The 15079-nt window shown below is 67.4% G+C and carries 13 protein-coding genes and 1 rRNA gene; 12 read left to right on the top strand and 2 right to left on the bottom strand.

Features of this window, described 5'->3' with window-relative positions:
• Window positions 1-67 precede the first annotated feature (67 nt).
• The 4 genes from rrf to C563_RS0110935 all read left to right on the top strand — a co-directional run bounded on the left by rrf (window position 68) and on the right by C563_RS0110935 (window position 4766).
• Window positions 68-184 (top strand): 5S ribosomal RNA (gene rrf / locus C563_RS0110950).
• A gap of 430 nt (window positions 185-614) precedes the next feature.
• A complete protein-coding gene (locus tag C563_RS0110945) occupies window positions 615-1373 on the top strand; it encodes a LamB/YcsF family protein (RefSeq protein ID WP_018762097.1) in 759 nt (252 codons plus the stop codon).
• A gap of 2 nt (window positions 1374-1375) precedes the next feature.
• Window positions 1376-3025, top strand: coding sequence for a 5-oxoprolinase/urea amidolyase family protein (locus C563_RS0110940; protein WP_018762096.1), 1650 nt, complete (start codon window positions 1376-1378; stop codon window positions 3023-3025).
• Window positions 3018-4766: an acetyl/propionyl/methylcrotonyl-CoA carboxylase subunit alpha gene (locus tag C563_RS0110935; RefSeq protein WP_018762095.1), complete on the top strand. Its 1749-nt coding sequence runs from the start codon at window positions 3018-3020 to the stop codon at window positions 4764-4766. The genes C563_RS0110940 and C563_RS0110935 overlap by 8 nt, the downstream gene beginning before the upstream one ends.
• Here C563_RS0110935 and C563_RS0110930 read toward each other — a convergent pair.
• Window positions 4763-5776 (bottom strand): prenyltransferase/squalene oxidase repeat-containing protein, encoded by a 1014-nt coding sequence (locus C563_RS0110930; RefSeq protein ID WP_231369872.1) that lies wholly within the window; start codon window positions 5774-5776, stop codon window positions 4763-4765. The two genes, C563_RS0110935 and C563_RS0110930, sit on opposite strands and share 4 nt — an antisense overlap.
• 59 nt (window positions 5777-5835) lie before the next feature.
• On the opposite strand from C563_RS0110930, the gene C563_RS0110925 reads away from it, so the two are divergent.
• From C563_RS0110925 to ppsA, 8 genes are all read left to right on the top strand, one after another.
• The gene (locus C563_RS0110925) at window positions 5836-6513 is read left to right on the top strand and encodes a GntR family transcriptional regulator (protein WP_018762093.1); all 678 of its coding nucleotides are present in this window, start codon (window positions 5836-5838) and stop codon (window positions 6511-6513) included.
• A gap of 211 nt (window positions 6514-6724) precedes the next feature.
• On the top strand, window positions 6725-7438 hold the full coding sequence (locus tag C563_RS0110920) for a DUF969 domain-containing protein (protein ID WP_018762092.1): 714 nt from the start codon (window positions 6725-6727) through the stop codon (window positions 7436-7438).
• Window positions 7435-8406, top strand: coding sequence for a DUF979 domain-containing protein (locus tag C563_RS0110915; protein ID WP_018762091.1), 972 nt, complete (start codon window positions 7435-7437; stop codon window positions 8404-8406). Before C563_RS0110920 ends, C563_RS0110915 begins: the two co-directional genes overlap by 4 nt.
• A 34-nt stretch (window positions 8407-8440) precedes the next feature.
• Window positions 8441-9538, top strand: a complete 1098-nt coding sequence (locus C563_RS0110910; RefSeq protein ID WP_018762090.1) for a DUF2891 family protein — start codon at window positions 8441-8443, stop codon at window positions 9536-9538.
• Between the two features lie 196 nt (window positions 9539-9734).
• Window positions 9735-9995: a hypothetical protein gene (locus C563_RS0110905; RefSeq protein WP_018762089.1), complete on the top strand. Its 261-nt coding sequence runs from the start codon at window positions 9735-9737 to the stop codon at window positions 9993-9995.
• 227 nt (window positions 9996-10222) lie between these two features.
• The gene (locus tag C563_RS0110900; RefSeq protein WP_018762088.1) at window positions 10223-11032 is read left to right on the top strand and encodes a slipin family protein; all 810 of its coding nucleotides are present in this window, start codon (window positions 10223-10225) and stop codon (window positions 11030-11032) included.
• A 94-nt stretch (window positions 11033-11126) separates the two neighbouring features.
• Window positions 11127-11945, top strand: coding sequence for a pyruvate, water dikinase regulatory protein (locus C563_RS0110895; protein WP_026264675.1), 819 nt, complete (start codon window positions 11127-11129; stop codon window positions 11943-11945).
• Between the two features lie 142 nt (window positions 11946-12087).
• On the top strand, window positions 12088-14508 hold the full coding sequence (gene ppsA, locus C563_RS0110890; RefSeq protein WP_018762086.1) for a phosphoenolpyruvate synthase: 2421 nt from the start codon (window positions 12088-12090) through the stop codon (window positions 14506-14508).
• A gap of 40 nt (window positions 14509-14548) precedes the next feature.
• Here ppsA and C563_RS0110885 read toward each other — a convergent pair whose 3' ends face one another.
• A complete protein-coding gene (locus C563_RS0110885; RefSeq protein WP_018762085.1) occupies window positions 14549-15055 on the bottom strand; it encodes a DinB family protein in 507 nt (168 codons plus the stop codon).
• Window positions 15056-15079 lie beyond the last annotated feature (24 nt).

Here is a 15079-nt window from a genome sequence, read left to right as displayed (position 1 = left end):
AACAACACCACACATGTTGTAACCACAGTCTTCCCACCAACCCCAGGGTTGGGACGGGTAACAAGGTTACGGCGGTCATAGCGTGGGGGAAACGCCCGGTCCCATTCCGAACCCGGAAGCTAAGACCCACAGCGCCGATGGTACTGCACCCGGGAGGGTGTGGGAGAGTAGGACACCGCCGGACACACACATTGGTCGAGGCCCCAACCACACGGTTGGGGCCTCCCACATTTAACACCACCACCCACCCACCACACGACCACGCCAGCTCACACCCGACACGTAACCCCGCAACCCCCGCACACCTCTTGCACGTATTCCGCCAACGCCTGCTCACCACTGACAGGTGAAACCGCCACGCCGGCTCACGCCTGACAGGTAGAACTGGAACGCCCGCTCACCTCTGACGGGTAGCCCCGCAACAACTGAGCGGGCGTTGGGGTTTGACCTGCAGGATCTGAGCGGGCGTTGGGGTTTGACCTGCAGGATCTGAGCGGGCGTCTGGGTTGGAGCTGCAGGATCTGAGCGGGCGTTAGTAAAGGTCGACCGGATTGTTGAACAATCCTGATTTATAGGGCATTCTTGGAGTACCACCAATCCGAGACGGAGATCACATGCCCAGCATCGACTTGAACAGCGACGTCGGCGAATCGTTTGGAAACTGGTCCTTCGGCGATGACGCCGCCATTTTCGAAAGTGTTTCCAGCGCCAACGTGGCCTGCGGCTTCCACGCAGGCGATCCCGTGGGCATCATGGCCACCTGCCAGGCCGCCGCCAAGGCCGGCGTCACGGTGGGCGCCCACCCCGGCTACCGCGACCTGGCCGGCTTCGGCCGCCGGTTCGTGGACATGACCCCGGCGGAACTGACCGCTGACGTGGTTTACCAGATCGGCGCCGTCCAGGCCGTAGCCCTCGCCGCCGGAACCGCAGTCCGCTACGTCAAACCCCATGGTGCGCTGTACAACACCATCGTCAACCACCCCCGGCAGGCCGGCGCCGTGGTGGCCGCCATCCTTGCCGTGGACCCCACCCTCCCCCTCATGGTCCTGCCGAACTCCGAGATCCAGCGCCAGGCCGACGCCGCCGGGTTGCGCACGGTCACGGAAGCCTTCGCCGACCGTGCCTACAACCCTGACGGCACCCTGGTCTCCCGGCGCGAACCCGGAGCCGTGCTGCACGAGGTGAAGGACGTCGTCGAGCACGTCCTGCGCCTGGCCACCGATGGCGTGGTCCGCGCCGTGGACGGTTCACTGGTCCCGGTCACAGCGGAAAGCATCTGCCTGCACGGCGACACGGCCGGCGCCGTGGCCATGGCCGCCGCGGTCCGCGCCGCCCTGGCGGACGCCGGCATCACCATCCAAAGCTTCGCCTAGCCATGGCTGCCACACAACAGCGCCCGGCCACGGCGCCGGTCCTTACCGCGATCAGGCCGGCAGGAGACCGGGCAATCCTGGTCGAGCTCTCCTCCCTGGACGCGGTGCTCAGCCTCCAGGCACAACTTATGGCGCACCCCCGGCCGGGCCAGATCGACGTCATTGCCGCCGCCGGGACCGTGCTGATCACCGCCGATTCGCCGCATGCCCTGCAGGAGCTGGCCGAGCACGTTCGCGGCCTGGACCTTGACGCGCCCGCGGAGGCCGACAGCACACTGGTCACCATTGAGGTGGTGTACGACGGCGACGACCTGGACGAGGCCGCGGCGCTCACCGGCCTCGGCCGCGAAGGCGTCGTGGCAGCCCACACAGGCCAGCTGTGGACGGCAGCCTTCGCCGGATTCGCTCCGGGCTTCGCCTACCTCACCGGCGAGAATTCCACCCTTGACGTGCCGCGCCGGCGCTCCCCGCGAACCGCGGTACCCGCCGGGGCGGTGGCCCTGGGTGGACAATACTCGGCGATCTATCCCCGGCAGTCACCGGGCGGATGGCAGCTGATCGGACGGACCGACGCCGCACTCTGGGACCTTGAACGGGAAAACCCGGCGCTCATCCGCCCGGGCGATACCGTCCGTTTCGCCGCCGTTCGGGCTCAAGCCACCGTTCGGCGGCACACCGAAACTGCTGCCGGCGCGGAGGCTCACGAGGAACATGCCTCGGCGGGCCTGGCCGTGCGAAAGCCTGGCCTCCAGGCCACCATCCAGGACCTCGGCCGGCCGGGCTACGCAGCCCTGGGTGTCAGCAGCTCCGGTGCCATGGACCGGGGTGCCCTGCGCCGCGCCAACCGCTTGGTGGGCAACCCGGAGGACGCCGCGGGAATCGAAACCCTCTTTGGCGGCCTGGAACTCGAAGCCCTGACCGACCAGGTCCTCGCCGTCACCGGCGCCAGCGCGCCATTGGAGGTGACGTCGTCGGACGATGCCCAAACGACGACGGCGGTGCGGCATCCGGCGTGCGACGCCCCGTTCGCGCTGCTGGCAGGGGAGCGGCTTGCCGTGGGTGCGCCCACGGCAGGGCTGCGCTGCTACCTGGCCGTCCGTGGCGGGGTCGCGGGCCCGGCCGCACTGGGCAGCCGATCCACCGACACCATGTCGGGGATCGGTCCCGAACCGCTCACCGCAGGAACCATCCTGCCCGTGCATGCCGCCAAACCGGGCAGCATTGTGGGCAACCCCGAAATCTCACCCCTCCCGGACCAAGGCCACGCCACAGTGCTCCGCGTGGTTCCTGGACCGCGGCAGGACTGGTTCAACGATGAAACCCTGCAAAGCTTCCTGTCCCAGGAGTGGACCGTGACACCCAAGTCCAACCGGATCGGCCTGCGCCTGGACGGACAAGGACTGACACGGAGCAAGGAGGGTGAACTGGCGAGTGAAGGCACTGTCCGCGGCGCCGTGCAGGTGCCCCCGGAAGGCCAGCCGGTCCTTTTCCTCTCCGACCATCCGGTGACCGGCGGGTATCCGGTGATTGCCGTCGTCGTCCACGCTGACCTGGACAAAGCCGCCCAACTTCCGCCGGGTGCCACCGTGCGGTTCACCGCAGCATCCCCGGCAGAACAGCCCGAAACACCGAAGGAAAGCTTCCATGCGTAAAGTCCTCATTGCCAACCGCGGCGAGATTGCCGTCCGGATCGCCCGGGCCTGCGACGATGCGGGCCTGGAGAGCGTTGCCGTCTACGCCGATCCGGATGCCGATGCGCTGCACGTTTCCGCCGCCACCGAGGCGTACTCGCTGGCCGGTTCCCGGCCGCAGGAAACCTACCTGGACATTGAAAAGATCCTGGCGATCGCCGCCACAAGCGGTGCCGACGCCGTCCACCCCGGATACGGCTTCCTGTCCGAGAACGCCGGGTTCGCCCAAGCCGTGATCGACGCCGGCCTGACCTGGATCGGGCCCTCGCCGGACACCATCCGGCTGCTCGGCGACAAGGTCAGCGCCCGCGAGGTTGCCGTCCGCGCCGGTGCCCCGCTGGCACCGGGAAGCGACGGCCCGGTGGCCAACGCCGCTGAAGTCCGTGCGTTCGCGGAACAGGTTGGCCTTCCGGTAGCCATCAAGGCGGCCTTCGGCGGCGGCGGACGCGGCCTGAAAGTGGTCCGGAACCTTGCCGACATCGAGGAAAGCTTCGACTCTGCAGTACGCGAATCCCTTGCAGCCTTCGGCCGCAGCGAATGCTACGTGGAGAAATTCCTGGACCGCCCCCGGCACGTGGAGGCGCAGGTCATCGCGGACACACACGGCAACGTGGTGGTGGTCGGCACCCGCGACTGCTCGCTGCAGCGCCGGCACCAGAAGCTCGTCGAGGAGGCCCCGGCGCCATTCCTGACGCCGGACCAGCGGGCTGCCATCCATGCCTCGGCCAAGGCCATCTGCCGGGAAGCCGGATATGTGGGCGCCGGCACCGTGGAGTACCTGCTGGATGGCTCCGGTTTCCTGAGCTTCCTGGAAGTCAATACCCGGCTCCAGGTGGAGCATCCCATCACGGAGGAAACCTCCGGCGTGGACCTGGTGGCTGCCCAACTGTCCATCGCGGCGGGGGAGGTGCTGCCCATTCTTGACGACCCCGAGCCGCGCAGCCACGCGTTTGAGTTCCGGATCAACGCCGAGGACCCGGGCCGCGGATTCCTGCCGTCCCCGGGCACCGTGGATTCCTTCGAGGTGCCCACCGGGCCGGGAATCCGGCTGGATACCGGTGTGCGGGCCGGGTCAACAGTGCCGGGACAATTCGATTCGCTGCTCGCCAAACTGGTAGTGACCGGCGCGGACCGGCAACAGGCCCTCCGCCGCGCCCGCCGCGCCCTGCGCGAGTTCCGTGTTGGCGGGTTGGCCACCGTCCTGCCGTTCCACCGCGCCGTGGTGGAGGCCCCAGACTTCACCGGCACCGATTCCCTGGGCGTTTACACCACCTGGATCGAGAGTGAATTCGCCGCCGAGCTGGAAGCGGACCCCGCGTTCAGCCCCGCCGCACCCGAGGAACCGCGCCGGACCATCGGCATCGAAGTGGACGGCAAGCGGATGGAGCTCGGACTTCCTGCCGTGCTGCTGGATTCGCTGCTCAACGGCGGCGGCCGCGGCCGTCCCGACGCGGCGGAGGGGAGCGCGGCTGCTCCGGCCGGGAAAAACGACGGCGACCTGCTGGCCACCATGGCCGGCACCGTGGTCAAGTGGCTCGCTGAGCCCGGAACACTCGTCGAGGAAGGCGAGGCGGTGCTGGTGCTCGAAGCCATGAAGATGGAAACGGCCGTGACCGCCCACCGTGCCGGCACGGTCGGGGAGCTGTACGCGGCGCCCGGAGACGCCGTCGGGCCCGGCCAGGCGCTCACCACCATCGTTTAGGCGGCCGGCGGGGCACCTGGCGACGGCATGCGCGCGAACACCCGGCACACCGCGAGGCTGAACCAGAGCTGGAGGTCGTGGAACCGGTCCCGGAGCAGATGGCCGGTGAAGAGCCCCGAGGGTTCCTGGTGAGCGGACAACCAGTCGCGCGCCCTGTCGGTCTTTTCCGATTGGAGGTTGGGACTGATGACACTGATTGCGTCGAGGGCGGACACGAGGTCCGTCATCCAAAAGGGAAAGCTGAACTCGGTCCAGTCGGAGACGCGGCCCTTGTCCGGGTAGGCATCCGGCTCGAAGAAGCGGCCCGCAAGCAGCGCCGCAGCGTGTTGTGCGGAGGCACCGGCGCGGTGCCCAGGATGGGCCGCGTACGCCCTGAGGACTACCCCGGTGATCAGGTGTGAGAAGGGCCGGGCCGGGTCGCCGGTGATGGTCCGCTGGTCGTCGAGCGCGTCGAGGTTTCTTCCCCGGGTGCGGAACGGAAGGGCCCAGCCGCCGTCGTCCTGCCGCGACGCCTCAAGCCAACTGAAGGCACGTTCCAACCGGGGGTCTCCGCTGTAGCCCGCCTTGCTGAGGAGCCCGATGAGGGCCGCCGTGTAGTTGGGAGACACTTGGTTGCCGTAAATCCCCCGAAGATCACCTTCGGCGGACTGGCGTGAGAGGACATAGTCGGCCGCTGCCGCGAGGGCGGGATGCCGGTGCGTGAGCCCGAACATCTCCACCAGGAACCCGAGTTGCCGGTAGGTTTCCAGCAGGTCGTAATCCGTCCGCGCCCGGGGCCGTCTCCCGGGGTAGGTCCACGACCCGTCCGCCGCCTGGCGCCGCAGGATCCGGCGCGGGATCGGAAGGTCCCAGAGTGCCGCTTCAGGCATTCCCGCCGGGCCGGCGGGAGGGCCTGACGGTGGCGGGGGGAGTTCTTTGGCAGCCCAGTAACGCACAGCCGGGTGCCCGCTCGACAGCAGCGGACTGATCGGGTCGAAGCGCAGGCCGTGCAGCCATGTCATGGTCACCATGATGGCGGAATACGTCAGGCGCGGACAGGGTACCCGTGCCCTGCCGATATCGTGGTGCCATGACGTTTGACGAGGTGCTGGCCGATCTTCAAGCCCAGGCCAGGACCACCAAGCACGCCGAAACCGGGCTGTGGGTGGCCGCACAGCTTCGCAGCCGCATTGAGGCCGGCCAGCTCAAGCCCGGCTCCAAGCTCGCCGAGGAAGCCCTCCGCGAGGCCCTCGGCGTGTCCCGGAACACCCTCCGGGAGGCGTTTGCAGCCCTCCACTCGGAACATATCGTCACCCGCATTCCCAACCGCGGCGTGTTCGTCGCGCACCCCACGGCCGAGGACATCCGCGAGATCTACCGGGTCCGCCGCTTCCTGGAGCCGTCAGCGGTCCTGTGGTCCGGCACGGTCTCCACGGAGCCCCTGGCGGCAATCGTCAAGGCAGCGAGGGCTGCCGCAGCCGACGGCGACATCCCGGGCATGGCCGGCGCCAACCAGGACTTCCACCGCGCCATCGTGGACCGCGCCGGCAGCGAACGCCTGAACAGCCTTATGGACCAGGTGCTGGCCGAGATGCGGCTGGTATTCCATTCCATGGCCGCCAATCCCGCCTTCCACGAACCCTACGTGGAGGACAACGCGAAGATCGTCGAGCTCCTGGAGGCCGGGGAACTGGCCGCGGCAGCGGACTTCCTGGCCGGCTACCTGGAGCGCGCCGAAGCGCAACTGCTCGCCGCCGTCGGCCGCTGACCTGATCCTTTCCGCAGGAGGGGTTGCGGGATTGTTGAACAAAACGCTATGCTGTGGATCACACCGTTGTCCTGCAGCACACACAATCCTGCAGCCCTAACGTGACCGGGGCTCCCGCCCCTCGGCGCCGCCCCACCGACTAAACCTGGGCACGGACGCGCCGGCCCCCACTTTCGCAGACCCGTCACGGGTCCCCTGGGAAGGGATAATCATGCTTGTACTCATCGGGGTGCTGCTGGTGATCGTTGGCTTCGCCATCCGCCTGAACCCCCTGATTGTCGTCACCGTCGCGGGCATCGTCACCGCGCTGCTGGGCGGCATGAACCCCGCGCAGATCCTCGAGTCGTTCGGCACCGGCTTCGCCAGCAGCCGCTCCGTCACCATCTTCGTGGCGGTGCTGCCCGTGGTGGGCATTATCGAGTTCTTCGGGCTGCAGGAGCAGGCCAAAACCCTCATCGGCCGGCTCGCCAAACTGACCGCCGGGCGTGTCCTGATCGGCTACCTGGCCGTCCGCCAGATCACCGCCGCCGTGGGCCTGACCAGCATCGGCGGCCACGCACAGACCGTCCGCCCGCTGGTGTTCCCCATGGCGGAGGGCGCAGCGCTGCGCCGCTACGGCCACGTGCCGGAAAAGATCAGCGAGAAGATCAAAGGCCACGCCGCCGGCGCCGACAACGTTGGTGTGTTCTTCGGCGAGGACGTGTTCGTGGCGGTCGGCTCCATCCTGCTGATCACCACGTTCGTGGACACCACCTACCACCTGCACCTGGAACCGCTCCAGCTGGCGCTCTGGGCCATCCCCACCGCCATCGCCGCCTTCCTCATCCACGGCTTCAGGCTGCTGCGCCTGGACAAGCAACTGGACAAGGAATACCGCGAGTTTGAGCTCACCGCCCAGAAGGAAACCGCAGGAGAAGCCAAATGATCAACGTTGAAGCCGTTTACTGGCTGGTCGGCATTCTGTTCGTCGCATGGGCGTCGCTGATCGCCGCCGACACCAACCACCCCCGCCGCTGGGGCAGCTCGGCCTTCTGGGGCCTGCTGGGCCTGTGCTTCTTCTACAGCACCTGGGTCCAGGCCGGAACCGCACCCGCCTGGATCCTGGGCGTCGCCGTCCTGGTCCTGGTGGTACTGGCATCCACCGGCCTGCTGGGCCACGGCAAGCACCGCACCTCCACCGGGCCTGAGCGCGAGGCCTACGCCAAACGCTTCGGCAACAAGCTCTTTATCCCCGCCCTGACCCTGCCCCTGGTCACCGTGATCCTGGTGCTCGCTGCTCCTGTGCTGGTGATCGGCGGCACCCCGCTGCTGGATCCCAAGAACACCACGCTCGTGGCGCTGGCCATCGGCGCCGTAGCCGCCGTCGTCGTCGCCCTTGTCATCCTCAAGCCCAAGAACCCGGCCACGCCCCTCTTCGAAAGCCGCCGGATCCTCGAATCCATCGGCTGGGCCGCATTGCTGCCGCAGATGCTCACCACGCTGGGCATCCTCTTCACCAAGGCCGGCGTCGGTACCGCGGTGGGCACCCTGGCGTCAGGGCTGCTGCCCAAGGGCTCGCTGATCGCGGGCGTGCTGGTGTACTGCATCGGCATGTTCCTTTTCACCGTGCTGATGGGCAACGGCTTCGCGGCCTTCCCGATCATGACCGCCGCCATCGGCTGGCCCGTACTGGTGCAGACCTTCCACGGTGATCCCGCCATCATCTTCGCGATCGGCATGCTCGCCGGATTCTGCGGCACCCTCTGCACCCCCATGGCAGCCAACTTCAACCTGGTGCCGTCCGCGCTGCTGGAGATGAAGAACAAGTACGGCGTCATCACGGCCCAGGTGGGCACGGCCATCCCGCTGCTGGCAGTCAACATCGTGCTGATGTACTTCCTGGCCTTCCACTAAACCTTCCGCTCATCCCGGCTTTCAAAGGAGCATGATGGACAACGATCTTCGCGTACAGGCGGCCCCGGACTACGCCGCCGTGGTGCTGGGCAACCTTTCGGAGCCCTACCCGCACTCGGCACACCACACCCAGTTGTCCGCCGACGACCGTCCCACGCCGGAGCAGATCCACCCCGCGTTCTACACCTCCTTCGACTGGCACTCCTGCGTCCACATGCACTGGCTGGGGGCCAGCCTGCTGGGGGCCGCCTCAGGATCGCCTTCGTCCGGGGCTGCTCCGCAGGGGGCGTCCGACGGCGGGACGGCGGCTTGGGTGGACGGCCCGACTGCCGCGTCGCTGCGGGAAGCCCTGGGCGCCAACCTGACCCCGGCCAAGCTGGCGGTGGAACGGGACTACCTGCTGGCCAACCCGTCCTGGGAACGTCCGTATGGCTGGGCGTGGCTCATGCGGCTTGCGGCCACCTGTTCCGCGTCCTCCGATGCGCAGATCCGCGAATGGGGCTCCGCCCTGGAGCCGCTGGTGGATGCAGTGGCGGAACTCAGCGTGGCGTGGATGGCCAAGGCGCAATACCCCGTCCGGCACGGGCTGCACACCAACGCGGCCTTCGGCGTGGGCTACATGCTGGATGCCTTCCGGTCACTGGGCCGCGCCGATGCTGCCAGGGCGTGCGAGGAAGCGGCCCGTGAGTGGTTTGGGAACGACCGTGGCTGGCCGGGGGACTGGGAGCTCAGCGGCCAGGACTTCCTCTCCGCCGGCCTCAGCGAGGCGGACCTGATGCGCCGGGTGCTTTCCGCGGACGAGTTCGCCGGGTGGTTCGCGGGGTTCCTGCCGGAGCTCTCCACGGCGTCGCGGATCCTGCAACCGGTGAGCGTGACGGATGAGACCGACGGCTACCTGGTGCATCTGCACGGACTGAACCTGACCCGGGCCGGCCAGGTGGCGCGTATCATCGCCGCCCTGCGCGAATCCTCCAAGCCCGAGGCATCCGCCGCGGCGGCCGTCCTCAGCGAGGCACTCGATCCGCTGTTGAAGGCCGGGCTCTCCGGGCTGGAGAGCGGTGACTTCATGTCCACGCACTGGTTGGCGAGCTTCGCCTGGGACGCGCTGGGATCCGTGGCGGCGCTGGACTGATTCTTCGCTGAACGGGGCCGCTTTGCCGGTAGGCCCGTCGCCGGCTGACCAGTCACACTCCGTCCAAAGCCTCCGGACCATGCATGCTGTGCCATGGCGCGTTAGTCTTGCTGCACCACGCCGGCGTGCGTGACCTGGGAGCAGCGGGCAGGGTTGTAATGAGCTGACTGTCCGCCCATGAGCCCGGAGGAAACCGATGCGACAGCACGTCAGTACATGCCTGCCAGACCCTGCCGTGGCAGGGGACACCGCCACCCTCAAGCCCCGGCGGAAGCGGACCAGGCACCCCCGGCTTGCGGTGGGGGACCGGGTCAGTTTTGCCGAAGGAACCTTGGCCGGCACCGGGGTCGTGGACGCCGTGACCTCCGATTATTCGATCATCTGGGTGTGGACCGATGAAGGTCAGGGCCGCAGGATGTTCTTGCAGGGGTACGGAAGCATCGTTTCTGCGGTTTAGGTTCGACGCCGAAGCCCGGGCGGCCGCGGACGTCCGGCCACGAGCCACATAACTCCGCCCACCACGCCCCAAGGCAACCACAAGGCGGCGCCTGTCGCATTCACACGTCCAGTATGCTCCGGTTCCAAGCTCCCTGACGCCTTTGGTGGGACAATAAGTGCAGGGCCCCTGTCACGGCGCCAGCCAGGTGCCGGCACGGCCCGCGCAAAGACCAGGAGGGGATCCCGATGGACCCCACCACCGTGACTGTCATCGTCCTCGTTATCCTGCTTCTCGTTGCTGCGCGGATGTCCATCCGGATCGTCCGCCAATACGAGAAGGGCGTACTGTTCCGGCTTGGCAGGGTGGTCGGCGTAAGAGACCCCGGCCTGCGGTTGATCATTCCTGTTATCGACCGGCTGCCGCTGGTAAGCCTCAGGATCGTGACCATGCCCATCCAGTCGCAGGGCATCATTACCCAGGACAACGTCAGCGTGGACGTGTCAGCGGTGGCCTACTACCGGGTGGTGGACGCCGTGAAATCCGTCATCGCCATCGAGAACGTGGCCGCGGCCATCGACCAGATCGCCCAGACCACGTTGCGGAAGGTGGTTGGCCGCCATACCTTGGACCAGACCTTGTCCGAGACCGAACGGATCAACGGCGACATCCGCGAAATCCTCGACGTGCTCACCGTCGAATGGGGCGTGGAAGTCACCCTGGTGGAGCTCAAGGACATCCAGCTTCCCGAAAGCATGAAGCGTGCCATGGCCCGCCAGGCAGAAGCCGAACGCGAGAAGCGAGCGAAGATCATTGCCGCCGAAGGCGAGGCCATCGCCGCTTCAGCGCTCGGCGATGCGTCCGACACCATGATGGCGCACCCACTCGCGTTGCAGCTCCGCAACCTGCAGTCCCTGGTGGAAATCGCCGTCGACAAGAACTCCACGGTGGTGTTCCCCGCCCCGCTGATGAGCACCATCGGTGAACTCTCCGCCTTCCTGGCCCGCGAGAACCAGGCAGCGTCCGCCGCCGGGCCGTCCCCTGTGAAAGCGGCCTGACCGGCGGACCGGCCTGCGTACAACCAACGCGTCGGCCGGGCCCGCGCCAGTCCAGACGTCGGGTCCGCACCACAGCGGCCGCTAAAGTCGTGCCATGACCACTGCTGCTCTACGCCCTGTCTACTTCCTCTCGGACAGTACGGGCATCACCGCGGAAACGTTGGGCAATACGCTGCTGACCCAGTTCCCGGTGGCCGACTTTGACCGTGTCACCATCCCCTTCATCACCACGGCCGAGCAGGCACGGGCGGTGGTGCGTACCATCGACGGCCTTGCCGCCACCGGGCCCCGGCCGCTGGTCTTCTCCACCGCCGTCAGCAGCGAAATCCGGCAGATCCTGGCCGGCTGCAAAGGCGTGATCGTGGACCTGATCGGCACGCACGTGGGCGTGCTGGAACAGGCGCTCGGCGCGCCTGCCAGTGGCGAACCCGGCAGGGCGCACGGCCTGGGAAACGCCGCGCGCTACCAGTCCCGGATGGCGGCTGTGGAGTACGCGATGGAGCACGACGACGGCCAGAGCCTGCGTGCCCTGGAGAAGGCGCAGGTGATCCTGGTGGCCCCGTCCCGGTGCGGCAAGACGCCCACCACCATGTATTTGGCACTCCAGCACGGGATCTTCGCCGCCAACTTTCCGCTCGTCGACGAGGACTTCCAGCGGGACGGCCTGCCGAAGCCGCTGCAGCCCTTCGTGTCCAAGTGTTTCGGCCTGTCGTCCAACCCGCTGCGCCTGAGCCAGATCCGCACCGAACGGCGGCCCAGCTCGCCCTACGCATCCTTGCGTCAGTGCGGCTTTGAGTTGCGCAGCGCCGAGCAGCTGTACGTATCCCACCGGATCCCGTACCTGAACTCCGCCACCGTGTCCGTGGAGGAGATGGCGGCCACCATCCTGCAGCGGATGAATCTCAAGCATTAGCAACAATTCACAAACGTGGCGTGGCGCACATCATGTGGAAAGTGCGCGGCAGACCTGCCACTGTTGACAAGGTTTTTCTTCCGGCCGGCACTACCGTGGCGGCCAGCAATGCCTAAGCCACCTCTGCAAAGGAGCAGTAAACATGACCACAGACGTTCTTTGGTTCTCCGAACTCGGGCTTGAGGACTTGGACAAGGTGGGCGGCAAGAACGCCTCCCTGGGCGAGATGGTGCAGAACCTGACGTCCGCCGACGTCCAAGTCCCGGATGGATTCGCCACCACGGCGGACGCGTACCGCCGGTTCCTGTCCGATTCCGGCCTGGACCAGAAGATCGCCGACCGGCTCGTTGGCCTGAACACCGATGACGTGACGGCGCTGGCGGCTGCCGGCCAGGAGATCCGGTCCCTGGTCCGCGACACGCCGTTCCCGGCGGATTTCGAGGCGCAGGTCCGCGAGGCGTACCAGCAGCTGGTGGACAAGCACGCCGGCTCGCAGGATCTTTCTTGGGCGGTGCGCTCCAGCGCCACGGCAGAAGACCTTCCCGACGCCTCGTTCGCCGGGCAGCAGGAGACCTTCCTTAACGTCCGCGGCATCGAGAACATCCTGCAGGCCATCAAGGACGTCTTTGCCTCGCTCTACAACGACCGCGCCATCGCCTACCGCGTGCACCACAAGTTCGAGCACGCCGAGGTGGCACTCTCGGCGGGCATCCAGCGCATGGTGCGTTCCGACGTCGGCGCTTCCGGGGTCATGTTCACCATGGACACCGAGTCCGGCTTCCAGGACGCCGTGTTCGTCACCTCCTCCTACGGGCTGGGCGAAGCAGTGGTCCAGGGCGCCGTGAACCCCGATGAGTTCTACGTGTACAAGCCCGCCCTGGAAGCCGGCCGGCCGGCCATCCTCAAGCGGGGCCTGGGCGAGAAGGCCCTCCAGATGACCTACACCACCAACAACGAGATCGGCCGCACCATCGACTTCGTGCCGGTGGAGGAGTCCCAGCGCTCGCGCTTCAGCCTCACGGACGACGACGTCGAGCAGCTGGCGCGCCACGCCGTCGCCATTGAGAAGCATTACGGCCGCCCGATGGACATTGAGTGGGGCAAGGACGGCATCGACGGTGGACTGTACATCCTGCAGGCCCGCCCGGAAACCGTGCAGTCCCGCCGGGCCCCGGGCAGCATGAGCCGGTTCCGCCTGAACGCGACCGGCCCGGTGCTGGTGGAGGGCCGCGCCATCGGCCAGCGGATCGGCGCCGGCAAGGTCCGGATCCTCACCGCGATCGACCAGATGGCCTCGTTCCAGACCGGCGACGTCCTGGTGGCGGACATGACCGACCCTGACTGGGAACCGATCATGAAGCGTGCCTCCGCGATCGTCACCAACCGCGGCGGACGCACCTGCCACGCGGCCATCATCGCCCGCGAGCTGGGGATTCCCGCCGTCGTGGGCACCGGCAACGCCACTGACGCGCTGGCCGACGGCCAGGAGGTGACCGTCTCCTGCGCCGACGGCGAGACCGGCACCATCTACGAAGGCCTGCTGGACTTCAGCGTCGAGGAGACCGGGGTCACCGATCTGCCCGAGGCGCCGGTGAAGGTCATGATGAACGTCGGCACGCCGGAACAGGCGTTCACTTTTGCGCAATTGCCCAACCACGGTGTGGGGCTGGCCCGGCTGGAGTTCATCATCAACCGGCAGATCGGCATCCACCCCAAGGCGCTCCTGAACCTGGACAGCCAGCCGGAGGAGGTGGCCGCCGAGATCCGCGGGCGGATTGCCGCGTACGACAGCCCCCGCGACTACTACATCAAGCGACTGGCCGAGGGCGTGGCCACCATTGCCGCCGCCTTTGCGCCCGAACCGGTGATCGTCCGCATGTCCGACTTCAAGTCCAACGAGTACGCCAACCTGATCGGCGGCCCGGCGTACGAACCGCACGAGGAGAACCCGATGATTGGGTTCCGCGGCGCGTCCCGCTACCTGGAACCATCCTTCCGGGACTGCTTCGACCTTGAATGCGAGGCCCTGTCCTTCGTCCGCAACGAGATGGGCCTGACCAACGTCAAGTTGATGATCCCGTTCGTGCGGACACTGGACGAGGCACGCGGCGTCATCGACCTGCTCGCCGAGAACGGCCTGCGCCGCGGCGAAAACGGCCTTGAGGTCATCATGATGTGCGAACTGCCTTCCAACGCGCTGCTCGCCGACGACTTCCTGGAGTACTTCGACGGCTTTTCCATCGGCTCGAACGACATGACCCAGCTGACCCTGGGCCTTGACCGTGACTCGGCCATCGTGGCCAACAGTTTCGACGAACGGGACGCGGCAGTGAAAAAGCTGCTCAGCATGGCCATCAAGGCCTGCCGGGCGCACGGCAAGTACGTGGGCATCTGCGGCCAGGGCCCCAGCGACCATCCGGACTTCGCTGAATGGCTGGTGAAGGAAGGCGTCAACTCCGTCTCCCTGAACCCGGACACCGTGGTGGACACCTGGCTGCGGCTCGCGGGCGCGGCGGAAGACTCGTCCGCCGGGGCAGTGGCTGCCGCGGCCGGCGCAGCCTGACCAGAGCGCCGAAAGGTCCAGGGGCGGTCCCGCCGCGGTGTCATCGCCGTGACGGGACCGCCAGCACCTGCTCGCGCAGGATGTCCGCGTGGCCGCAGTGCTGGGCCAGTTCCCGCAGCATATGCAGGTACACCCAGCGCAGCGGAAGCGGGCCCCGCCGGTTGCCGGTGACCACATCGTCCAGGCCCATCCCGGCCGCGGCCGCCCGGGAGGCGGCGCACGCCTCCCGGTGGGCTGACCGGACGGAGGCCACCGTGTCGGCGTCGTCAAGCATGAACGATTCGTCCGGGGTGGCCGGGATGCCGATCTCACTGCGCGCGCGGCCCGTGACGGCTTCGTCGAACCAGACCTTCTCCACGAAGGTGGCGTGCTTCACCAGGCCCAGCAGCGTGGTGCGGGACGGAACCAGCCGGCGCCGGGCCTGCTCTTCGGTCAAGCCGTCCAGGCAGTCGTCGAGCGCAGCCCGGTGCTCGTCCAGGAAGAACTCGAACTGGGCACGCAGCGGCTCGGAAATCACGTCGTCCATGGAACGGGGGAGGATGGCCATACGCCGACCCTAGCAAGCCGGAAA

The organism is Arthrobacter sp. 135MFCol5.1 (assembly GCF_000374865.1).
Lineage (GTDB): Bacteria > Actinomycetota > Actinomycetes > Actinomycetales > Micrococcaceae > Arthrobacter.
The sequence above is the reverse complement of the archived record's forward strand: the minus strand, read 5'-3'. Positions and strand labels throughout refer to the sequence as shown.